At 63.1% G+C, this 21,894-nt stretch carries 21 protein-coding genes; 7 read left to right on the top strand and 14 right to left on the bottom strand.

Translation table 11 applies throughout. The features are described from left to right. Positions 1–184 precede the first annotated feature (184 nt). The gene (locus tag ASD01_RS34865) at positions 185–826 is read right to left on the bottom strand and encodes a hypothetical protein (protein WP_200954160.1); all 642 of its coding nucleotides are present in this window, start codon (positions 824–826) and stop codon (positions 185–187) included. 269 nt (positions 827–1,095) lie between these two features. Next, positions 1,096–2,022 carry a LysR family transcriptional regulator gene (locus ASD01_RS20160; RefSeq protein WP_060644328.1) on the bottom strand — a complete coding sequence of 309 codons (927 nt, stop codon included), beginning with the start codon at positions 2,020–2,022 and terminating at the stop codon, positions 1,096–1,098. A gap of 94 nt (positions 2,023–2,116) precedes the next feature. On the opposite strand from ASD01_RS20160, the gene ASD01_RS20155 reads away from it, so the two are divergent. Next, positions 2,117–2,926, top strand: a complete 810-nt coding sequence (locus tag ASD01_RS20155; RefSeq protein ID WP_060644327.1) for an NAD(P)H-dependent oxidoreductase — start codon at positions 2,117–2,119, stop codon at positions 2,924–2,926. A 12-nt stretch (positions 2,927–2,938) separates the two neighbouring features. Here the strand turns inward: ASD01_RS20155 and xdhC are convergent, their stop codons facing one another. The 4 genes from xdhC to uraH are packed head-to-tail and all read right to left on the bottom strand — an operon-like array spanning position 2,939 to position 8,031. After that, complete coding sequence (gene xdhC / locus ASD01_RS20150; protein WP_082584672.1) at positions 2,939–3,805, bottom strand: xanthine dehydrogenase accessory protein XdhC; 867 nt, start codon at positions 3,803–3,805, stop codon at positions 2,939–2,941. An 18-nt stretch (positions 3,806–3,823) separates the two neighbouring features. Then, positions 3,824–6,163: a xanthine dehydrogenase molybdopterin binding subunit gene (gene xdhB / locus ASD01_RS20145; RefSeq protein WP_060644325.1), complete on the bottom strand. Its 2,340-nt coding sequence runs from the start codon at positions 6,161–6,163 to the stop codon at positions 3,824–3,826. Between the two features lie 11 nt (positions 6,164–6,174). Further along, positions 6,175–7,656 (bottom strand): xanthine dehydrogenase small subunit, encoded by a 1,482-nt coding sequence (gene xdhA / locus ASD01_RS20140; protein WP_060530276.1) that lies wholly within the window; start codon positions 7,654–7,656, stop codon positions 6,175–6,177. Positions 7,657–7,659: 3 nt separating this feature from the next. Further along, positions 7,660–8,031 carry a hydroxyisourate hydrolase gene (gene uraH / locus ASD01_RS20135; RefSeq protein ID WP_034799357.1) on the bottom strand — a complete coding sequence of 124 codons (372 nt, stop codon included), beginning with the start codon at positions 8,029–8,031 and terminating at the stop codon, positions 7,660–7,662. Positions 8,032–8,203: 172 nt separating this feature from the next. Here uraH and puuE point away from each other — a divergent pair, with 172 nt between their 5' ends. The 3 genes from puuE (at position 8,204) to ASD01_RS20120 (ending at position 11,206) form a co-directional block, all read left to right on the top strand. Continuing rightward, the gene (gene puuE / locus ASD01_RS20130; protein ID WP_060644324.1) at positions 8,204–9,619 is read left to right on the top strand and encodes an allantoinase PuuE; all 1,416 of its coding nucleotides are present in this window, start codon (positions 8,204–8,206) and stop codon (positions 9,617–9,619) included. Positions 9,620–9,629: 10 nt separating this feature from the next. Continuing rightward, on the top strand, positions 9,630–10,649 hold the full coding sequence (gene alc / locus ASD01_RS20125) for an allantoicase (protein ID WP_060644323.1): 1,020 nt from the start codon (positions 9,630–9,632) through the stop codon (positions 10,647–10,649). Between the two features lie 71 nt (positions 10,650–10,720). Beyond that, a complete protein-coding gene (locus ASD01_RS20120; protein WP_034799348.1) occupies positions 10,721–11,206 on the top strand; it encodes an ureidoglycolate lyase in 486 nt (161 codons plus the stop codon). Positions 11,207–11,290: 84 nt separating this feature from the next. Here the strand turns inward: ASD01_RS20120 and ASD01_RS20115 are convergent, their stop codons facing one another. Further along, positions 11,291–12,139 (bottom strand): helix-turn-helix transcriptional regulator, encoded by an 849-nt coding sequence (locus tag ASD01_RS20115; protein ID WP_162251020.1) that lies wholly within the window; start codon positions 12,137–12,139, stop codon positions 11,291–11,293. Positions 12,140–12,250: 111 nt separating this feature from the next. Here ASD01_RS20115 and ASD01_RS20110 point away from each other — a divergent pair, with 111 nt between their 5' ends. Together ASD01_RS20110 and ASD01_RS20105 are read left to right on the top strand one after the other, a co-directional pair. After that, a complete protein-coding gene (locus ASD01_RS20110; protein WP_156623669.1) occupies positions 12,251–13,504 on the top strand; it encodes a cytochrome P450 in 1,254 nt (417 codons plus the stop codon). A 42-nt stretch (positions 13,505–13,546) separates the two neighbouring features. Then, positions 13,547–13,867 (top strand): 2Fe-2S iron-sulfur cluster-binding protein, encoded by a 321-nt coding sequence (locus ASD01_RS20105; protein ID WP_043613820.1) that lies wholly within the window; start codon positions 13,547–13,549, stop codon positions 13,865–13,867. Positions 13,868–14,022: 155 nt separating this feature from the next. On the opposite strand, the gene ASD01_RS20100 is transcribed toward ASD01_RS20105, so the two are convergent. Next, the gene (locus ASD01_RS20100; protein WP_034799339.1) at positions 14,023–15,315 is read right to left on the bottom strand and encodes an NCS2 family permease; all 1,293 of its coding nucleotides are present in this window, start codon (positions 15,313–15,315) and stop codon (positions 14,023–14,025) included. A 421-nt stretch (positions 15,316–15,736) separates the two neighbouring features. Here ASD01_RS20100 and ASD01_RS20095 point away from each other — a divergent pair, with 421 nt between their 5' ends. After that, positions 15,737–15,934: a heavy-metal-associated domain-containing protein gene (locus tag ASD01_RS20095; protein ID WP_034799336.1), complete on the top strand. Its 198-nt coding sequence runs from the start codon at positions 15,737–15,739 to the stop codon at positions 15,932–15,934. Positions 15,935–16,020: 86 nt separating this feature from the next. On the opposite strand, the gene ASD01_RS20090 is transcribed toward ASD01_RS20095, so the two are convergent. The 6 genes from ASD01_RS20090 to ASD01_RS20065 are packed head-to-tail and all read right to left on the bottom strand — an operon-like array spanning position 16,021 to position 21,860. Continuing rightward, positions 16,021–17,691 (bottom strand): dihydroxyacetone kinase subunit DhaK, encoded by a 1,671-nt coding sequence (locus ASD01_RS20090; protein WP_060644321.1) that lies wholly within the window; start codon positions 17,689–17,691, stop codon positions 16,021–16,023. Between the two features lie 9 nt (positions 17,692–17,700). Next, positions 17,701–18,696 carry an ABC transporter ATP-binding protein gene (locus ASD01_RS20085; protein ID WP_060644320.1) on the bottom strand — a complete coding sequence of 332 codons (996 nt, stop codon included), beginning with the start codon at positions 18,694–18,696 and terminating at the stop codon, positions 17,701–17,703. Continuing rightward, positions 18,689–19,786: an ABC transporter ATP-binding protein gene (locus ASD01_RS20080; protein WP_060601486.1), complete on the bottom strand. Its 1,098-nt coding sequence runs from the start codon at positions 19,784–19,786 to the stop codon at positions 18,689–18,691. Before ASD01_RS20080 ends, ASD01_RS20085 begins: the two co-directional genes overlap by 8 nt. Before the next feature lie 3 nt (positions 19,787–19,789). Then, the gene (locus ASD01_RS20075) at positions 19,790–19,978 is read right to left on the bottom strand and encodes a hypothetical protein (RefSeq protein ID WP_034799314.1); all 189 of its coding nucleotides are present in this window, start codon (positions 19,976–19,978) and stop codon (positions 19,790–19,792) included. Then, entirely contained in the window at positions 19,975–20,916 is a 942-nt protein-coding gene (locus ASD01_RS20070) for a carbohydrate ABC transporter permease (protein ID WP_043613810.1), read from the bottom strand. Before ASD01_RS20070 ends, ASD01_RS20075 begins: the two co-directional genes overlap by 4 nt. Then, on the bottom strand, positions 20,913–21,860 hold the full coding sequence (locus ASD01_RS20065) for a carbohydrate ABC transporter permease (protein ID WP_043613808.1): 948 nt from the start codon (positions 21,858–21,860) through the stop codon (positions 20,913–20,915). Before ASD01_RS20065 ends, ASD01_RS20070 begins: the two co-directional genes overlap by 4 nt. Between the last annotated feature and the right edge of the window lie 34 nt (positions 21,861–21,894).

The following is a 21,894-nucleotide window of genomic DNA, read 5'->3' as shown; positions in this document are numbered from 1 at the left end:
CGTCTTCCGGCCGTTTCGGCCTGGACCAAGGAGCAAGACTGCACGCCCTAGGCATCGCCGGGGGCTGCCGGCGGCTCCTATCGACGGAGAGCCGATTCTTTCGCCCGGCACCGGGCGATCTCAACGTGGTTTGCAAAAGAAAGAAGGCGCGCCGATGCGGCGCGCCCTCAATATTTTTCAGAGATCAGCGTTTCACGTCGCTGTGCTTCGACTTGCCGGGAACGCCGTCACCGCCGCCGTTGCCGAAGCCGTTGTTGGCGTGCTTGGGCTTGCCGCCACCGCCGCCGTCACCGCCGGTGCCGCCGCCATCGCCACCGGTGCCGCCACCGTCACCACCCGTGCCGCCGCCATCGCCGCCGGTACCACCACCGTCGCCACCGGTGCCGCCGCCATCGCCACCAGTGCCGCCGCCATCACCGCCCGTGCCACCACCGTCACCGCCCGTGCCGCCGCCATCGCCACCGGTGCCGCCGCCATCACCGCCCGTGCCACCACCGTCACCACCGGTGCCACCGCCATCGCCGCCGGTGCCACCACCATCGCCGCCCGTGCCGCCATCACCACCGGTGCCGCCCGTGCCGCCATCGCCCCCCGTTCCACCGTCACCGCCGGTACCACCCGTACCGCCATCACCGCCCGTACCACCATCACCACCGGTTCCTCCGGTGCCGCCCGTCCCGCCGTCGCCACCGGTGCCGCCCGTGCTGCCTTCACCACTGGTAGTACCCCCATCGGCGTGGGCAACGCCGATCATGAACGGCGCGCTATAGTGCGTCAGCACCGCGAATGCCGTGGATAAGAGCAGAGCACGCGTCAGTTTCTTCATAGTCGTCTCCCGATCTGATGCGTCCCCGTCTCTGTGCAATTGCGTAAAACGCGATTTGTCTGAAAAGCACTAAAGAAAATCCTGGACGCGTTACTTCCGCTAAGGTCGACCTCAGCGTCAACCTTATTTTAGAAACTACTGATGATAGACAGATCCGGAAGCAAAGGGTAAGCGACACATTTGTGGTATGGCTTACGGCGCACGGGTCATGCGACCGATCCATTCGGGTTAGGGATCACGCTGTCGCAGCTGGCGGACGGCCGAGGCCGCTAGGCTCTGGACCTCTCGATCCCCGGAAGGTTGCCGATCGCCTCGACCAGGAAATCAACCAACAGGCGAACACGGGCGATGCCAGAGCGTTCCGGCACGATCAGCAGGCTGAGCGGCACCGCAGGCAACGAATAGTCCGGAAGCAGCGGCACCAACAGGCCGGCCTCGATCAGATCGTCGACGAGCCATCGGTGGGCAGGCGCGATGCCCCGGCCGGCGACGAGGGCCTCACGTGCAGCAAGCCCATGATCGATGCGAAGGCGTCCACCGAAGGGCACGGACAGATGCCGCCCGTCTGTGGCTTCGAAGTTGAGCCTGTCACTGCCGGCAATGTTCGACATGCGGATCCCCTCATGCGCCGAGAGGTCGCTTGGGGCGCGCGGAAATCCGCGCGCGGCCAGGTAGGCCGGAGCAGCCACCAGAAGACGCCGGCTCTGCCCAAGCGGCCTAAGCTTCATGGAGCTGTCGCTAAGCGGCCCGAGCCGCAACGCGACGTCGATGCCTTCCCGCACGAGATCGATGCGCTCGTCGGTCAGGCTCAGATCGACGCCGATGTCGGGATGCCTGTCCTGGAAAGCAAAGATCAGCCGGGTAACGTGCAGCACTCCGAATGCGGACGTGCAGGACACACGAATGGTACCGGCAGCAGCCCCACGCGCACCGCGCGCTTCGTCGCCGGCCTGTTCTACCAGTCGCAGGATCTGGACGCTATCGGCGTAGTAACGGCTGCCTTCGTCGGTCACCGTGACGCGACGGGTGGTGCGGCTAAGCAGCGGCACGCCGATCGCTTCCTCGAGCTCTCGCAGCTGCCGCGTCACCGTCGACTGGCCGATGCCGAACTCACGCGCAACAGCCGAAAGACTGCCCCGCTCGGCGACGCGCACGAAGGTGCGCATGCGTTCAAGCGTAACATCAGACTTATCCATTTTTCGGCATGATCCTATGCATTTCGAATATCTAGCGCATATGGCTGCGGCGGTCTACCTAGAGTCTCAGTTGATGGCACCAAGGATATCGACCATGAAAGTTCTGCTTGTTTATGCCCACCCCGAACCGCGTTCACTGAACGGCGCGCTGCGCGATATCGCCGTCAAGACGCTTGAAGCCGAAGGCCACGAGGTTCGTGTCACCGATCTCTATGCCGAGGGATGGAAGTCCGAGATCGGTCGTTCCGATTTTCCGGCCCTTGCCCCCGATGCCCGGTTCAAGCCAAGCCGCGCGTCGAAGGAGGCCTTTGCCACCGATACGCTGACCGCCGACGTCAAGACCGAGCAGGAAAAGCTGCTCTGGGCCGACGCGCTGATTCTGCAGTTTCCGCTGTGGTGGTATTCAATGCCGGCAATCCTGAAAGGCTGGGTCGATCGCGTCTATGCCTATGGTTTTGCCTATGGCGTCGGCGAGCACAGCGACAAATATTGGGGCAGGCGCTTCGGCGAGGGAACGCTGGCCGGCAAACGCGCCATGCTTGTCGTGACGACGGGCGGCTGGGAGGAGCACTATTCGCCGCGGGGCGTGAACGGGCCGATCGACGACCTGCTCTTCCCGATCAACCACGGGATCCTCTTCTATCCCGGTTACGACGTGCTCCCGCCGTTCGTCGCCTACCGCGTCGACAGCCTTGACGACGCTGGTTTTCAAGCCACAGCGGATCAACTGAAAGAAAGAATGCACACGCTCGCGACAACTGCGCCCATTCCCTATCGCCGGCAGAACGGCGGGGACTATGCGATCCCGACGCTTGAACTCCGACCGGAGGTCGGTGACCCGCGCATCAACGGCTTTGCGCTCCACCTCAACGGTGCGCACCGGGGCGAAACGGCGCTCCGCTGACGGGCGGATTTGCTAACGAACAAGCTTGGCGGCAGCCGGCCGACGCGAGATGTCCGCTTGCACCGGCTGGCGAAAATTGAGCGCAGCCGCCATGACTTCGGCGGCGGCAAGCGCAGCGATCACCGCTGGCCGCTTGTCCTTCACCGTCGTGCCGCCGATCGGGCAGACCAGTCGGTCGAAGAGGTCCGGTCGACCGATCTCGCGCGACAGCCAGTTCTTGAAAGTGGAGCGCTTCGTCTTCGACCCGATCATACCGACATAGGAGGCATCGTCGCGGCGAAGCGCTTCTGCCGCGATCAGGAAGTCGAGCGCGTGGTCGTGGGTGAGGATGACGAAGGCGCTGCCGGGGGGCGCGTCGCGCACCACTGCCTCCGGCATCGCCGTCAGGCAGGTCTCGATGCCGGGAATGTCGGCAACGGCCGAAAGCTCGTTCTCGCGGGTATCGACGAGAACGGTGCGCACCGGCACCAGGGAGAGCGCCATCGCCAGTGCATCGCCGACATGGCCCGCGCCGAAGACATAGACATGCGGCCGGCTGGCGATTTCCAGGTCGCTGCGTTCAATCAGCATGGCGGCTTTCTCCCGATCGATTCGTGTGAAGGCAAGCGCCACGCGCCCGCCGCAACACTGGCCGATCTCCGGTCCGAGCGGGATCGTCATCGCCTCCGGCGCGTCGCCGCGCTTCAGCGCCCGCCGGCCATGGTCGATCGCCATGTATTCGAGTTGCCCGCCGCCGATCGTGCCGAACAGGCTATCGGCGGCGACGAGCATCCAGGCGTCGGTATCGCGTGGCGTCGAACCGGCGGCAGCGGTCACCTCCACAAGCACGCAGGCGCGCTCGCGTCGGAGAAAGTCCCTGATATCCTCGCGGCTCGCCACCATGACAATCAGCCCCTGTTACCCTTTCTGCCGTGCGGCCGCCCGCAGCCGCTCGATCGCCATCAGCACCCTTTCCGGCGTTGCCGGCGCATCAAGGCGCGGTGCTATACGATACTCCGCAACGCTCGCGGCCGCCATCGACAAGGCTTCCAGCACGGAGATGCCGAGCATGAAAGGCGGTTCGCCGACAGCCTTCGAGCGGCGAATCGTTTCTTCGCGGTTGACCGACCACTCGGCAAGCCGGGTGTTGAAGACGCGTGGCCGATCCGAAGCCAGCGGGATCTTGTAGGTCGAGGGCGCGTGCGTGCGCAGCCGGCCCTTGGCATCCCACCAGAGCTCTTCCGTCGTCAGCCAGCCCATGCCCTGAACGAAGGCGCCTTCGACCTGACCAAGATCGAGCGCCGGGTTCAGCGAGCGGCCGACATCGTGCAGGATGTCGGTGCGGTCGAACTGATATTCACCGGTCAGCGTATCGACGCTGACCTCGGAGCACGAGGCGCCATAGGCGTAGTAGAAGAACGGCCGGCCCCGGCCTTCGGCGCGGTTCCAGTGGATCTTCGGCGTCTTGTAGAAACCGGCGGCCGAAAGCTGGATGCGGGCGCCATAGGCGATCTTGATGAACTCGTTGAAGCTCAAGCGTTCCGCTCCGATCCGCACCACGTTCGGTTCAAAGGCGACATCGGCCTCGGCGACGTTCCAGCGCTCGGCAGCAAACTTGACCAGCCGTTCCTTGATCTGTTGGGCGGCATTGGCAGCGGCCATGCCGTTGAGATCGGAGCCGGAGGACGCCGCGGTTGCAGACGTGTTCGGCACCTTGCCGGTCGTCGTCGCCGTCACCTTGATCCGGTCGAGATCAACCTGGAACTCGTCGGCCACCACTTGGGCGACCTTGGTATAGAGCCCCTGCCCCATCTCGGTGCCGCCATGGTTCAGATGGATCGAACCATCCGTATAGACATGCACGAGCGCGCCGGCCTGGTTGTACTCGGTCTTGGTGAAGGAGATGCCGAACTTTACCGGCGTCAGCGCGATGCCGCGCTTCACCACATTGTTCTCGCGGTTAAACGCGATCACCGCTTCGCGACGCTTGGCATAATCCGCCGAGGTTTCCAGTTCCTCGATAATGCGGCCGATGATGTTGTCTTCCACGGTCTGGTGATAGGGCGTGAGGTTTCGTCCCTCGCCGCCGTAGAAGTTCAGCTTGCGGATTTCCAGCGGATCCTTGCCGACGGCATAGGCGATGTCCTCGATCATTCGTTCGCCACCGACCATCCCTTGAGGGCCGCCAAAACCGCGGAACGCGGTGTTGGAAACGGTGTTGGTCTTCAGCGGACGCGAACGCAGGCGCACGTTCGGATAGAAATAGCAGTTGTCGGCATGGAAGAGCGCGCGGTCGGTGACCGGACCCGAGAGATCAGCCGAGTAACCGCAGCGTGCCGAAAAGACAGCGTCCACCGCCTCGATGCGCCCCTCGTCGTCGAAGCCGAGCTTGTAGTCCACGTGGAAGTCGTGACGCTTGCCGGTGGCGCTCATGTCGTCGTCGCGGTCCGGTCGGACCTTGACCGGGCAGCGGTATTTCTTGGCCGCGACGGCCGCAACGGCGGCGAAAATGTTGGCCTGGGTTTCCTTGCCGCCGAAACCGCCGCCCATGCGGCGCACATTCACGGTGACCGCGTTCGACGGAACGCCAAGCACGGTCGCGACCATGTGCTGCGTCTCGGCCGGGTGCTGGGTCGAGGAATAGACGAGCACCTCGTCGTCCTCACCGGGAATGGCAAACGAGATCTGGCCTTCCAGATAGAAGTGGTCCTGGCCGCCGATGCGCATCTCGCCTTCGAGAATGTTCTTCGCCTTGGCAAAGCCGGCGTCGATGTTGCCACGCTCGAGCTTCAAGGGATCGATGACCAGCGGATAGTTGGCGGCAGCCGCTTCGAGCACGTCGGTCACATGCGGCAGATCGCGATATTCGATCTTGACCTTGGCTGCGGCACGACGGGCGGCCTCGCGTGAAGTGGCAATGACTGCGAAGATCGGCTGGCCGTGGAACTCCACCTTGTCAGTGACGAAGATCGGCTCGTCGTGCTTGTGCGCCGGACTGATGTCGTTTTCACCGGGAATGTCGGCGGCCGTCAGAACGCCGATCACGCCTTCGCTGGCGTTCACGGCCTCAAAGTCAATTGACAGGATGTCGGCGTGCGCCCGCTGCGAGAGGCCGAGATAGCCGTGCAGGGTGCCCTGGGGCTCAGGAATATCGTCGATATATTCGGCCGTTCCGGACACATGCTTGTGGCCGGACTCGTGCCGTTCGTTTTCGTGTACGCCGCCGCGGATGCGGTCGATGGGCTGCATCACGTTCATGGCTTCCTCCCTTAAACCGCGACAGCAATGGTGCGATCGAGACGGAGCTGGCCGCCACTCGACTGCGTTTCGAGATAGAAGCGGCGAAGCAGGTTCTTCGCCACCAGTTGGCGGTACTCCGCCGAGGCGCGCCAGTCCGTCAGCGGCGTGAAGTCCTGATCGAAGGCAGCGACAGCGCGCTCGATCGTCTCCTCGTTCCACTCGGCGCCTTTTAGCACCGCCTCCACATGAGCGGCTCGCTTCGGCGTAGCGGCCATGCCGCCGAAGGCGATGATGGCGTCGCTGACCCGACCTGCCTCGAAGGCGATGTTGAAGCCGCCGCAGACGGCGGTAATGTCCTCATCCAGACGCTTCGTCACCTTGTAGACGGCCACGCGCGCCTTATCCGAAACGAAAGGAATGCGCACGCTTTCCACGAACTCGCCCGGCTCGCGGTCCTGCTTGCCGTAGGCGATGAAGAAGTCCTCGAGCACCACCGTGCGGCGGCGATCGCCCTTGCGCAGCGTGATCGCGGCGCCAAGCGCAATCAGCGCCGGCGGCGTGTCGCCGATCGGCGAGCCGTTGGCAATGTTGCCGCCGACGGTGCCCATGTTGCGGACCTGCTGGCCGCCGATGCGATCCCAAAGCTCGGTCAGTTCAGGGAAGTGCGCGACGATAACGGGGTAGGCTTCGGCGTAGCTGACGCCGGCGCCGAGCGTCACGCCGTCGGCATCGACCGTGATGCGGCGCAGTTCTTCAAGATGGGTCAGGTGAATGACCGGTGAGATGTCGCGCATGAATTTGGTGACCCAGAGGCCGACATCGGTCGAACCGGCAACGATCGTCGCCTTCGGGTTGGCTTCGAGCACGGCGGCGAAATCATCGACCGAGCCCGGCAGGATGAAGCGCTCGGTCTCGGAGCCGATTTCCACGCGACGGCCGTCCTGAAGTGCTGCCAGTTCGCCTGCGATCCGGTCGCGTTCGGCCACCAGCGGATCCTTGCCGATATCGCCGATCGTCGAGATCGCCTCGGCGGCGCGAATGATCGCGGCATAGCCGGTGCAGCGACAAAGATTGCCCTGCAGCGCCTTTTCGATTTCGGCGATCGACGGCTTCGAGTTCTCCATCCAGAGGCCATAGAGCGACATCACGAAGCCCGGCGTGCAGAAACCGCACTGCGAGGCATGCGTGTCGACCATTGCCTGCTGCACCGGATGCAACGGGCCAGCCGGCTGCGCCAAACTATCCACCGTCACGATATGACAGCCGTCGAGCGAGCCGACGAAACGGATGCAGGCATTGACGGATTCATACTTGAGCTTGCCGTCGAGCAGGCGGCCGACAAGCACGGTGCAGGCACCGCAGTCGCCCTCGGCGCAGCCTTCTTTCGTGCCCTTCAGATTGCGGTCGATGCGCAGAAAATCGAGCAGAGTCTGAACCGGCGAAACATCGGCAAGTTCGACGAGGCGGTGGTTCAGGATGAAGCGGATGGTGTTGCGGATCTGGATCGTCATTGCTCAGCTCCCGCGATAGGTGGAGTAGCCATAGGGCGAAAGCAGCAGCGGCACGTGATAGTGCGCGCCCTGGTTATCGATGCCGAAGCGGATTGGGATCACGTCGAGGAACGGGTTGTCACCGCGCTTGGCTGCGCCGCCGAGATAATCGCCCGCATGGAACTGCAGCTCGTAGGTGCCGGTCTGCATGCGCTCGCCGCTCAAAAGCGGCTCGTCACAGCGGCCGTCGTCATTGGTCTTGACGGACTTGATATGCGTCTGGCGATCGCCATCGACCCGGTAGAGCTCGATGCGCAGCCCTTCGGCCGGTTTGCCGCTGGCCGTATCCAGCACGTGCGTCGTCAAACGGCCGGCGTTTCCACCCTGAGATTGCATAGTTTTCGCTCCTCCCGAAGTCAGCTTTCCACCTCGCAGTATTCCGGCATTCCCACCCGCTTGGTAGCGACCGGATCATTCGAGACTTTCAAATTTTTTGGGGGGAATGGCTCGAAACAAATGCCGCTAGAAATTGGATGCAGAGACGAAAATGTCTGGAGGAGCTGCTTAGATGAGATACCCCCGCGATCTTCACGGCCACGGCCCGAACTTCAAGATCACATGGCCCGACGGCGCGCGGATCGCCGTGCAATTCGTCATCAATTACGAGGAAGGTGGCGAGAACTGCGTGCTGCACGGCGACGCAGCCTCCGAAGCATTCCTGTCGGAAATCGTCGGTGCGCAGGCCTGGCAGGGCCAGCGCCACTGGAACATGGAATCGATCTACGAATATGGCGCACGCGCCGGCTTCTGGCGGCTGCATCGCATGTTCACCGAGCGCGGCGTGCCGGCGACCGTCTATGGCGTCGCTACCGCGCTGAAGCGCTCGCCGGAACAGGTCGCCGCCATGCAGGACGCCGGCTGGGAAATCGCCTCGCACGGCCTGAAATGGATCGAACACAAGGACTTTTCGCCGGAGCGCGAGCGCCAGGAGATCGCCGAAGCGGTCCGGCTGCACACCATCGTCACCGGAGAGCGCCCGCGCGGCTGGTACACGGGGCGCTGTTCCGACAACACGCTCGATCTCGTGACGGAAGCCGGCGGCTTCGACTACGTATCGGACGCCTATGCCGACGACCTGCCCTATTGGCATGAGCATGCGGGGCGCCATCAGCTGGTCATCCCCTACACGCTCGACAGCAACGACATGCGTTTTGCCACGCCGCAGGGTTTCAACAGCGGCGACCAGTTCTTCAGCTACCTCAAGGACAGCTTCGACGTGCTCTACGCCGAAGGTGCGGCCGGTGCGCCGAAGATGCTGAGCATCGGGCTGCACTGCCGCCTCGTCGGCCGGCCCGGCCGCGCCGCGGCACTCGCCCGCTTCCTCGATTATGTGCAGGGCCACGAGAAGGTGTGGCTCGCAAAACGCGTCGATATCGCCCGCCATTGGGCCGAAAACTACCCGTACAAGGCCTGGGACGATCGTCCGTCGCGGCTTGGCGAAGAGGCGTTCGTCGCCAGGTTCGGCGGCGTCTTCGAACATTCGAAGTGGATCGCGAAGCGCGCCTTCCAGGGCGAACTTTCGCCGGCCAACGACACCGCGATCGGCCTTGCCGCCGCCCTTTCCGCAGTCTTCCGCGAAGCTTCGGCCGAGGAGCGGCTTGCCGTGCTGATCGCCCACCCCGATCTCGCCGGCAAGCTGGCACAGGCCAAGCGCCTGACCGAAAGCTCGACCAACGAGCAGGCCGGTGCCGGCCTCGATGCGCTGACCGATGCCGAGCGTGAACGCTTCACCACGCTCAACGCCGCCTATGTCGAGAAGTTCAAGTTCCCGTTCATCATGGCGGTCAAGGGGCGCAGCAAGGACGAGATCCTCGCCGCCTTCGAAAGCCGGATCGGCAACGATCGCGATACGGAGTTCGAGACCGCGTGCCGGCAGGTGGAGCGGATCGCCTATCTGCGCCTCAAGGACATGCTGCCGAGCTGAGGGTCTCGCGATGACGATCGACGGCGTGAACCCGCCCGAATTCGCGCTGAACGCGATCAACCTTGCCTCCGCCGGTCTCGGCGCGCGGCCGGTCTTTGCAACCGACGAGTTCTTCGCGCCGCTCGAACGCATGCTGCAGGACGCGCCGCCGGTCTATCATCCCGGTGTCTATGACGAGAACGGCAAGTGGATGGACGGCTGGGAGACGCGGCGACGCCGCGGCCCCGGCAACGACCACGCCATCGTGGCACTCGCGACGAACGGCCTCATCCGGGGCTTCGAGGTTGATACCGCTCATTTCACCGGCAACTACCCGAGCGCTTGCGCCATCGACGCCTGCCTGGCACCGGATGGCCCCGACGATCGGACGGTCTGGACGGAGCTGGTCTGCCCTCGGCCGCTTGGCCCGAGCGCGCTGCATCACTTCGAAGCGCGGTCGGATTCTGTCTGGAGCCATGTGCGCTTGCGCATCTATCCCGACGGCGGCGTCGCCCGCCTTCGGGTTTACGGCGCGCCTGCGCTAGACCGGGCAGCGATCGGCGACGCGGTGGTCGATCTGGCCTCATCATTGCTCGGCGGGCGCATCATCGCCTATTCCAACGGACACTACGGCCACCAGCGGCTGCTTGCGCCCGGACGCGGCATCAACATGGGCGACGGTTGGGAGACCCGCCGGCGGCGCGAGCCCGGCAACGACTGGATCGTGGTGAAACTCGCCGCGCGCGGCGAGATCGACCGGATCGTGGTCGATACCGCCCACTTCAAGGGCAACTACCCGGACGCCTGTTCGCTGCAGGCGGCAGACCTTGGAGCGACCGCTTGCGAAGTGGCCGCATCCGTTACGGCATCGTCGATGTTCTGGCGCGAGGTCCTGCCGCCGCAGAAACTCGCCGCCGACAGCATCCACACCTATGAAGCAAGCGCACTCGCGATCGCGGGTCCGGTAACCCACGTGCGCTTCAACATCTTCCCCGACGGCGGCGTCAGCCGGCTGCGTGTCTTCGGGCGTATTGCGAATGCCGGCATCTAGATCGTTTCTCCGAGGAGGCGAAGCGATCAAACTTCCAGGCAACCCATCAACATTGGACGGAGGAGCGTCACATGAAGGAGATCGTCATACAGCCGTTGACCCGGGAGGCCTTTGCGCCTTTCGGCGACGTGATCGAAACGGAGAATGCCAACAACTTCCCCATCAACGGGGGCAATGCAACCCGCTACCACGACCTCGCCAAGATCGATACAACAGGCGAAAAGGCCCGGCCCATGATCAGCCTGGTGCGCGGCGTACCCTATCCGCTGCCGCTGAAACTCACCATGGTCGAGCGCCATCCGCTCGGCAGCCAGGCCTTCATCCCCTTGAGCGACAACCCGTTTCTGATCGTCGTCTCCCGGGAAACCGACGAAGGCCCGAGTGAACCGATCGCCTTCAAGACCACCCCGGGCCAGGGCGTCAACATCGCCCGCAATGTCTGGCACGGCATCCTGACGCCGCTCGATGACGTCTCGGATTTCGCGGTGGTCGATCGCGGCGGCGAAGGCGTCAATCTCGAGGAACATTTCTTCAAGGAGCCGTTCCTGATCGTGTGAATCAATGCATGACCCGGTCGTCCGGTCGGGTTATCGGTGCGCCAGGGCCTCGCTGGCCGCCGAAATCGGACGAAGACTGCGACCTCAATAGCCGCCATCCCGCCGGAATTTCGTCGGCGTGTATCCGGTCACGCGGCGGAAATCGCGCGAGAAATGATAGGGATCCGGATAGCCGCAGACGGCGGCCACCGCCGAGACCTTGGCATCGGGTCCAACCAGCAGGCGTTTCGCTTGGTTGATCCGCTCGTGGCGCAGCCAGTCCATCGGCGTCGTTCCCACCATATCGCGAAAGCGACGAAAGAGTTGCGACGGGCTCAGCCGCGCAAGCGCCGCAAGATCGTCGATCGTCCAGGGCCTGGCGAGATCGCCGCGCATCACCGACAGCACCTGAAGCAAACGGTCTTCACCGGACCTGTCCTCGGCCGGTTCGGCTCCGATCAGCCGTGGCGCGATCATGTCCGCCATCAGCCCCGCGATCGCGGCGCTCGACAGGGCGTCCGTCGCCGGCGAGCGTTCGGCAAGAAATCCGCTCACACTTTCGAACGCCGCCTGTGCCCTCCGCGGGTCTCTCGGCACGAACAATGGCGACTGCTGCACGCCGAGAAACTGGTAGAGCGCATCAAGCCCGTGTCCCTCGATCCCCATCCAGAGATAACGCCAGCTTTCGCTGTCGGCAGCGCAGCTATGCGCATAGGCCTGAGAGGTATCGAGCCAGGCAACACTGCCGGTTTCGGTCGGGAAACGTTGACCGTGCACCTCGATCAACCCGCGTCCGCCTGTTGTGTAGACGAAGACGTGCTGGTGGAACCGTTTGCGGATCGGCGCCTCGTCAGGGCGCGCCGTCCGGCTTCCGGCCACTAGCGCCAGATAGGGAAACGCACCTGCGAATTTTGCCGGGGTGTGGAAATGGATCTCTTCGCTTTCGGTCAGCATGCCATTTTCTGGCATCCGATGCGAGTTTTGTCCATCATCTTGCGACAGGGCGCCATTCACAGAGCTACGGCAGTGACGTTATCATGCAGCTTTATGCACGGAGAATTGCCCATGACCGAAGCCGCGCCGAATGGCGATGCCGCGAATTTCACCTTCGCGCCGCTGTCCCCGGATTTTGCTCGCGATCCCTATCCGACCTATCGCGCGCTGCGCGAAAAAGAGGGGCTGCACTACTTTGCGGATTTCGACATCTGGCTTGCCTCGCGCTTCGAGGACGTCTCGGCGATCGTCATGGACAAGCGCATGGTGCGCTCGCTCGAAGACCTCGCGACCAAGGAAGAGCTCTCAAAACTGCAGCGCGCCGCCAATTGGCACGACATGCCATACCACGAGCGTTTCGTGCAGTTCAGCCTTCTCGACAGCGATGGTGCCGTGCATGACCGCTTGCGCAAGCAGGTCTTCAAACTATTCACACCGGCTATGATTGCGAAGCTCCGCGACCAGATCCAGGCCTATGTCGACCGGCTGATCGATAGCCTCGCCGATCGCGGCGAGATCGACTTTGTCGATGATCTGGCCGCCCATGTTCCCGGCCATATCATCGGCCGCCTGCTCGGCGTGCCGGACGAGGACTGTCCGCAGCTGCGGATCTGGTCGGAAAACATCGTGCAGTTCTTCGACGTCGACCGATCCGACGCGCGCAAGGAGCTCGCCGAGCGCAATACGACCGAGTTCTACGAATACCTGACAGCGTTGAAGGCCGAACGTGAGCGGGCGCCGAAGGATGACCTCATCTCGGTGCTGATCGAGGCGGAGCGCTCCGGCGCCATGAACTTCGACGAATTCATCTCCACCTGCATGCTGATCCTGATGGCCGGCCACGGTTCCACGATCGATGTGCTTGGCAGCGGCATGCACGCACTCTTGCGCTTCCCCGAGCAGATGGCGCGGCTGCGGAGCGAACCCGGCCTGATCCAGACCGGCGTGCAGGAGATGTTCCGCTACGAGTCGCCGCTTCCGTTCTTCCACCGCCATTGCGTCGAGGACATCGAGATCTTCGGCCGTCGCTTCGAGCGCGGCACCAAGTTCGGCCTGCTCTATGGCGCCGCCAACCGCGACCCCAAGCAGTTCGAGAATGCCGACACGTTCGACATCGGCCGGACGCCCAACCGTCATCTCGCCTTTGGCGGCGGCGTGCATTTCTGTCTCGGCAACCACCTCGCGCGCCTCGACATGGATATCATCTTCAGCACCCTGCTTCGCCGTTTCCCAACCATCGAACTCGTCGACCGGGAGCCGGAATACAAGCGCGGTCTTTCTGTCCGTGGACCCAAGCGGCTGAAGATCGCCATCCGGCCGGCTTGATCCCATATCCTCGACACCAACATACGCAATCGGAGAATACCCATGCCCAAGATCGTCTTCATCGACGCGGACGGCACGACGAAAGAAATTCAGGCGGAGATCGGCCAATCGCTGATGTCAGCCGCCGTGCAGAACGGCATCGACGCCATTGCTGCCGAATGCGGCGGCTCCTGCGCCTGCGGCACCTGTCACTGTTACATCGACGGCGAATGGAGCGACCGCCTGCCGGCGCCCGAGTTCCAGGAACAGGACATGATCGAGTGCGTCGTCAATCCGAACGAGCGCAGCCGCCTGAGTTGTCAAATCACGGTGTCGGCTGAACTCGACGGCCTTGTGGTGCATCTGCCCGCCGGGCAATACTGAGCAAATCCAGGAAAAGTGTGAAGCGGCTTTCCGTTCGGATTTGCGCTCTTTAAGCCAGATCGAGGCAAAAAGGCCGAAGCAACATTTCGTTGCTCCGGCCAGCACTTACGGGGAAGTTCTGATCGGCCGAGGCGGCATGCCCCGGCCGATTTTCGTTATTCGGCGAAGAACGCGAAGCGCACGATGAAGAGCGCTGCCACGAGCTGGGTTGCCGGGTGGATGACGCTCCACTTACCGGTGAAGACCTTCAAGACGACATAGCTGACGAAGCCGAAGGCGAGGCCGTTGGCGATCGAGTAGGTGAAGGGCATGGCGAGTGCTGTAAGCGCTGCCGGAGCCGCTTCCGTCAGGTCGTCCCACTCGACTTCCGTCAGTTCGCGCATCATCAGGCCGGCAACGTAGAGCAGAGCCGGGGCCGTCGCATAGGACGGAACGGCAGCTGCCAGCGGCGAGAAGAACAGCGCGGCCAGGAAGAGCACGCAGACGGTGAGCGCGGTCAGGCCCGTGCGGCCGCCGGCCTGGACGCCCGAGGCGCTTTCGACATAGGCGGTCGTGCTGCTGGTACCGATCAGCGAGCCGGCGACGATCGCGGTGCTGTCGGCGAGAAGCGCGCGGCCCAGACGGTTCGGCTTGCCTTCTTCCACCAGTTTGGCGCGCTTGGCGACACCGATCAGCGTGCCGGTGGCGTCGAAGACTTCGACGAGCACGAAGACGAGGATGACATGCAGCAGGCCGCCGTGCAGGGCGCCCATGATGTCGAGTTGCAGGAAGGTCGGCGCGATGCTCGGCGGTGCCGAGACGATGCCCTTGAACTCGCTGACGCCGAGGATCATCGACAGGACGGTGACGACCAGGATGCCGATCAGGATCGAGCCGCGAACTTTTAGCGAGTCCAGAACGGCAATCACGAAGAAGCCGAGGATCGCGAGCAGCGGGCCAGTCTGCTTGAGGTCGCCGAGACCGACGAGCGTTGCCGGGTTGTCGACGACGATGCCGGCGTTCTTCAGGGCGATGATGCCAAGGAAGAGGCCGATACCGGTGGCGATCGCGCTTCGAAGCGAATGCGGAATGCCGGCGATCAGCCAGCTTCGGACCCCCGTCACGGTCAGGATCAGGAAGATCACGCCCGAGATGAAGACAGCACCCAGCGCCTGCTGCCAGGTGAAGCCAAGCGCCGCAACGACGGTGAAGGCGAAGAAGGCGTTGAGGCCCATGCCCGGCGCCATGCCGATTGGCCAGTTGGCGACGAGCGCCATGACCGCAGAGCCGAGTGCCGCGGCAATACAGGTTGCGACGAAGACGGCATCCCTATCCATGCCCGTGCTCGACAGGATGTCGGGGTTGACGAAGATGATGTAGGACATCGTCAGGAATGTCGTGATACCGGCGATCACCTCGGTGCGCGCCGTCGTCTGATGCTCTTTCAGCTTGAATAGTCGTTCAAACATCTTTCCTCCCTTGGCGGCGTCACCACGACGCAGCCGAACGACAGTGAGCGGGAAACCGTCTCCTCCAGTTCCCGACCAGTGCATTTCGAACGCCCGGACAGTCCGGAACGATCGCTTCGCTTTAGGCTTCGTGCCGGCTGGCGATCGTCCGCCCTCTTTCGGACGACGCGAATGCCTCTTGCACAGCCTTTGGATTGTGCGACTTCCGGACGCAGACCGCTAGCCGTCCATTCCCGGGATCGATGATGAAAGACTTTCAAATTTTTCGGAGAATTTGAGGGGCCGCTGGCCTACACTTGCGGGGGTATTTTCCACCGTTCGCGCGACTGGAAATGCCGTGAACAAATATCTTGAAGGCCTATTGACCTTCCAACGGTGGGAGACGCCATGTTTGTCTCACAACCGAACCAAGGAGACAAGCATGCAGAACTACAAGATCGACAACATGACCTGTGGCCACTGCGCCGGCGTCGTCCAGAAGGCGATCCTGAGCGTCGACCCGCAGGCAACGATCAAGGTCGATCTCGGCAATCGGGAAGTCAGCGTCGAGACCGCCGCAGCGGCAGGGCCGATCGCAGACGCCCTGAAGGCGGCCGGATACGAGAGCCGCGCGCTCTGAGCGCACGCTCCCCTCCGACACCTCCCGTCACGAAACGCCCCGGCTTTCCGGGGCGTTTTGTTGTCAGGGCAATGTTTCGGTCACCGTCAGCCGGCGACGGCTGCAGCCCCCTCCGGCTGGCGCCCGAGCATATCCGGATGCCGTGCCAGGTGCTCGAACAGGCGAGCGACCGCTTCGGCGCCGGGATCGATGTGCCCTTCGAGTTGCTTGGCATTGATGTAAGCGGCACGCCCTGCCCTTGCCCGCACCAGCGTCGCGGTCAGATTGGCGCCGTCGCGCGCCGCCTTGGAGGCCGCGCCGATGCTCGCGTCGAGCGCGTCCAGTGCCGGAGAAAGCGCGTCGACCATGGTGCGGTCGCCGATCTGCGCCCCGCCGATTTCCTGCATGCGCGCCAACCCGGCTTTCAGCGCTTCGCGGATCGAAAGCCCGCTCGAGGCGCCATCCCCGGCGGCGGCAAAGAAGATCGCCAGAAGCACGCCCGAAGAGCCGCCCATCGTCTGGCTCAACTCCTGCCCGATGGCGCGGAAGAGCTGCGTGTGGTCGGATAGCGGCAGGCGATCGAGGGCCTGAATGAGTGCCCGTGCGGCGCCGGCGAGTGTCGAGCCGGTGTCTCCGTCTCCGGACTTGGCATCGAGTGCATTCAGGTCCTTTTCCGCATCGATCAGCAGGTTGCAGCAGGCAAGCAGGAACTGCCGCGTCGCATCGTGCCGCGAAGGCAGAGGTGAAATCGGCGTCAGGCCATCAGGCAGGGCGAGAACATTCACCGGCCTGACGGCGGTCACGCCTGGCCAGGCCGGAAGCGCCACGGGCCGGGACAACAGCTCCAGCTCGGCCTTGTCGGCCGGGTAGACGGAGACGGAAAAGCCGCGCATGTCCAGCGACGTCATCATCGGCGCAGGTCCGATCAGATGCACGATCCGATCGGCGATCGCCGACTGGGCGAGTTCGTGCATGAGAATAGACATTTCCAGGATAGACGTTCCGCCGAGATTATTGACGAGCACCACGTGCGGCTTGTCCTCCATCGCCGCCTGCAGGCGCTCGACCATGGCGGCAACAGCGCTTCTCGCATCGGAATGCACAATCTGTTCGACGCCAGCTTCGCCATGGATGCCGAGGCCGAGTTCCGCATGGCCCTCGGGGATGCGATGTTCCTTCGGCGAACCCGGAACGGTGCAGGTATCGAGCGACATGCCGATGGTGCTCGTGCCGGATATGACCTTGCGCGCCGCATTGGCGATCGTATCGAGGTCCGCCCCGCTTTCTGCGAGCGCTCCGGCGATCTTGTGGACGAAAAGGGTACCGGCGACACCGCGCGCCTGCGGAAGGTCCGGCAGCGCGATGTCGTCATCGACGATGACCATGCTCACATTGAGGCCGTAGGCGCGGGCGCGTTCGGCCGCGAGGCCGAAGTTCAGCCGGTCACCGGTGTAGTTCTTGACGATCAGCAGGCAGCCGGCAGGTCCCGTCACCGCCAGGATACCGGCGAGGATCGCGTCCACGCTCGGCGATGCGAAGACGTCGCCGCAGACGGCGGCCGTTAGCATGCCCTTGCCGACGAAGCCGATATGCGCGGGCTCGTGTCCCGAGCCGCCACCGGAGACGAGCGCGACCTTGCCCTTGTCCCAGTCGGAGCGCAGGACGACGCGAATGTGCGGATATCCGTCGAGGCGGCTGAGCGCGCCGCCGGATGCGGCAAGAACCCCGTCGATCGCTTCCGTAACCGCATTTTCCTTGCGGTTGATAAACTGATTCATGTTCGCCTCCTAAGCGATGCGCATTCCGGCCGCGTCGAAGAAGAGCGGCTTGTCTGGCTGGATCTTGATAGTCTCGCCGCCGCGGAACCCAGTATGGGGGTCCGTGACCGTCACGAGGTTGTGCTGCTTGAACGTGAGATGCAGGCGCGTCTGGTCGCCCAGATGTTCGACACGGGTCACGAGTGCATCTTCTCCGGCGCCCTGGACGATATTTTCGGGGCGAAGGCCGATCGACTGCGCCTTGTCCGGCGCGCCCGCAAAAAGCTTGGCAGGCAGGACGTTGATGCGCGGCTGGCCGAGGCGGGTCGCGGCGTAAACGCTGACCGGCGCTTCGTAGACCTCTCTTGGTGATCCGAACTGAACAAGCCTGCCCTCTTCGAGCACACCGATATGCGTTGCCATGGTCATCGCTTCGATCTGGTCGTGGGTGACGTAAAGAAGCGTCGCCCCGGACTTTGCCTGAATGTTCTTCAGTTCGACGCGCAGATCGGCTCGAAGCTTCGCGTCGAGCGAACTCAAGGGCTCGTCCATCAGGTATATCTGCGGGTTTCTGACAAGCGCACGCCCGATCGACACGCGCTGCATTTCGCCACCGGACAAGGCGGTCGCCTTGTTGTCGAGCTTGTGCGAAATCTGCAAGACCTCGGCGATGGCGTTCACCTTTTCGTCGATCGTCTTCTGCGGCGTTTTCAAGAGCGGGGATTTCAGCGGAAATTCCAGGTTCTGCCGGACGGACAGATGCGGGTAGAGCGAATATTGCTGGAATACCATCGCCACGTTGCGCTGCGCCGGCGTCAGTCCTTGCACGGACATCCCGCCGATAAAGATCTCGCCGCTATTAGGCGTGTCGAGCCCCGAGACCATGCGCAACGTCGTCGTCTTTCCGGCGCCTGTCGGGCCCAGGAGAACCACGAACGACCCGTCCGGGATCGTCATCGAGACACCGTCCAGCGCTGTGTGGGTGCCGAATGTCTTCGTCACGTTTCTTAGGATGACTTCAGCCACGGCGCAGCACTCCCTCGTTGGCTTCGGAGACAAGAGCACGACCCGTCTCCGCATTGAAGAGCGTCAAGGTCCGCGCGTTGAAATCGAGACCGAGAAGCTCGTCGGTACGGGCTGCCTGACTGGAGGGCGTGCGCGCCTTGATCTCGCCGTTGGGCGTTTCGATCGTGACGATCTGTGTCGTGCCGAGATACTCGACGGCGATCACGCGGCCTCTGTAGCTGGAGTCGTCGACGAAACGGACATGCTCGGGACGCACACCGAGCGACAGCGTGCCGGCCCTGCCCTCACGCGACGCCGGCACCGCCACCTTTTTCCCACCGAGATCGATGCTGTCGCCGCCGATACCGATCATGCCCTCGAACTCCAGAAAGTTCATGGACGGGGAGCCGATGAACTTGGCGACGAACTTCGTCGCCGGCCAGTCGTAGATCTGCTGCGGCCGGCCGAATTGCTCGATGACGCCGTGGTTCATGACGACGATCTTGTCACCCATCTGCATCGCTTCCAGCTGGTCGTGGGTCACATAGACGGTGGTGGCGCCCATGCGATCGTGCAGCGCCCGCAGTTCCCCCGCCATATGTTCGCGGAACTCCGCGTCGAGCGCGCCGAGCGGCTCGTCCATGAAGAAGGCCTTCGGGTTGCGGACAATCGCCCGGCCGAGCGCAACACGCTGGCGGTCACCGCCCGAGAGCCCGCCGACCGGCTTGTCGAGAATGCCTTCAATTCTGAGGATCTTTGCCACCTCGGCGACACGCGCCGCGACATCCGCCTTTTTCATCCCCTGGCTGACGAGCGGATAGGAGATGTTCTTGCGTACGTTCATGTGGGGATAGAGGGCGAACATCTGGAAGACGAAGGCGATATCGCGCTCCCTCGCCCGCTTCATGCCGACCTCTTCGCCGCCGATATAGATCTGGCCGCTCGTCGGCAGCTCCAGTCCCGCCATCATCCGAAGCGTAGTCGTCTTGCCGCATCCCGATGGGCCGAGCAGCATGAAGAACTCGCCGTCTTCCACCGTGAAGCTCGAAGACTGGACAGCCGTGAACGCTCCGAACTCCTTGCGCACATTTTCAATTCTGATCTGTGCCATGGGTCACTCCGGAAAATGGCTGACGATGATGAACATGACTGTTCCAAGCAGCGTCACGAGGAAGGAGAAGGAGTAGAGCGTGAGCGACACTGGCTGCATGAGCATGACCACGCCGAGCGCGATGAGCACCGATGCCACCATTTCCCATGCGCCACGGCGAAGGCGGAGCAACTGGTTGAGGAAAGCTGTCATTTTCTTACCGCTCCGAAGGTGATGCCGCGCAGGAGGTGTTTGCGAAGCAGGATCGTGAACACCATCACGGGGACGAGGAAGAGGGTCGCACCGGCCGCTACCGCCGGCCAGTCCTGCCCACCGACGCCGATGATCGTCGGGATGAAGGGCGGTGCGGTCTGCGCGGTGCCCGACGTGAGCAGCACGGCGAAGGCGTATTCGTTCCAGGCGAAGATCAGGCAGAAGATAGCCGTCGACGCGATGCCGGTCGCCGCCTGGGGCAGCACGACCTTGTAGAAAGCCTGGAAGCGAGTGTAGCCGTCGATCAGCGCTGCCTCTTCATACTCGATCGGGATCTCGTCGATGAAGCCCTTGAGCAGCCAGACCGAGAGCGACAGGTTGACTGCCGTATAGAGCAGGATCATGCCGGCATGGGTGTCGTTCAGCCCGAGCGAGCGGAACATCAGGAAGATCGGAATGGCGACCGCGATCGGCGGCATCATGCGCGTGGAAAGGATGAAGAACAGCAGGTCGTCCTTGAGCGGCACCTTGAAGCGCGAGAAGGCATAGGCCGCGGCCGTTCCGAGCACGATGCACAGCACCGTCGAGCCGAACCCGATGATGACGGAATTGTAGAAGCGCTCCGGGAACCGCGACGGGCCGGCGATGATCAGCCCATCCTTGCGAACGAGACGCTCGTACCAGGTCTTCGGTTCGCCCATTTCCTTCAGTTGTTCTTCCGAAACGCGAGTGCGCGTCGTGAAGAGGTTCACATAGCCTTCGAGCGTCGGCTCGAAGAAGGTCTTCGGCGGATAGGCGATCGCGTCAGAGGGCGATTTGAAACCCGTTCCGATGATCCAGAGCAACGGGAGAATGGTGATCACCGCATAAAGCACGACCAGGGCGCCTGCGAACCACTTCTGCCGTGCGGATGGCTCCGTTACAGAAAAGCTGCTCATCTTTGCTTCACCTTGTTGAGTGCTTTGACATAGATCGACGCAAGGCCGAAGACGGTCACGAAGAGGATGACGGCATAGGCGGACGCGTATCCGGTGCGCCATTTCTCGAAGGCTTCACGCTTCAGGTTGATCGACGTCAGCTCCGTGATCGAGCCCGGGCCACCGCCCGTCAGCTGCACGACCAGGTCGAACATCTTGAAGTTCTCGATGCCGCGGAAAAGGATGGCCAGCATCAGGAACGGCAGCACCATCGGGATGGTGATGGTCCAGAACTGGCGCCAGCTGCTGGCCCGGTCGCACTCCGCCGCCTCATAGATGCTGCTCGGAATGGAGCGCAGCCCGGCAAGGCAGATGAGCATGACGAACGGCGTCCACATCCAGGTGTCGACGATGATGATCGCCCAGGGCGCCAGCGACGTGTCGCCGATCATCGAGAAGCTGGACGGGTCTGCTCCGGTCAGGAACCCGATCGCGTAATTGAACAGGCCGATCTGCGGCTGGTAGAGAAAGGTCCAGAAGTTTCCGACGACGGCCGGGCTCAGCATCATCGGGAGCACGATGATGGTCGTCCACAGGTCATTGCCGCGGAACTTCTTGTTGATGAGATAGGCGAGAGCAAAGCCGATCAGCACCTGCAGGACGATCGTCCAGATCAGGAAATGGGCCGTCGCCTGCATCGTCAGCCAGATATCCTTGTCGGTCAGTATGTTCAGGTAGTTGCGCAGACCGACGAACTGAACAGGTTCATTCGGGCGGTTCACGCGAAAATTGGTGAAGCTCAGCCGGACGGTCCAGATCAGCGGAAAGATGTTGATCGCAAGCAAAAGCACAATGGACGGTGCGACGAAGATCCAGGCGATCGCGCGGTCCGACAACCCTCTGATGCGCCGTGCAAGCACGGGCGGCGTCGCGTGCGCAGCGCGATCGATCGAAGAATGGAGCATGGTATTCCCCTAAGGCATTGACGAATGGGCATGC

The organism is Ensifer sp. Root423 (genome assembly GCF_001426275.1).
GTDB lineage: Bacteria > Pseudomonadota > Alphaproteobacteria > Rhizobiales > Rhizobiaceae > Ensifer > Ensifer adhaerens.
This window is presented reverse-complemented; position numbering and strand designations above follow the sequence as displayed.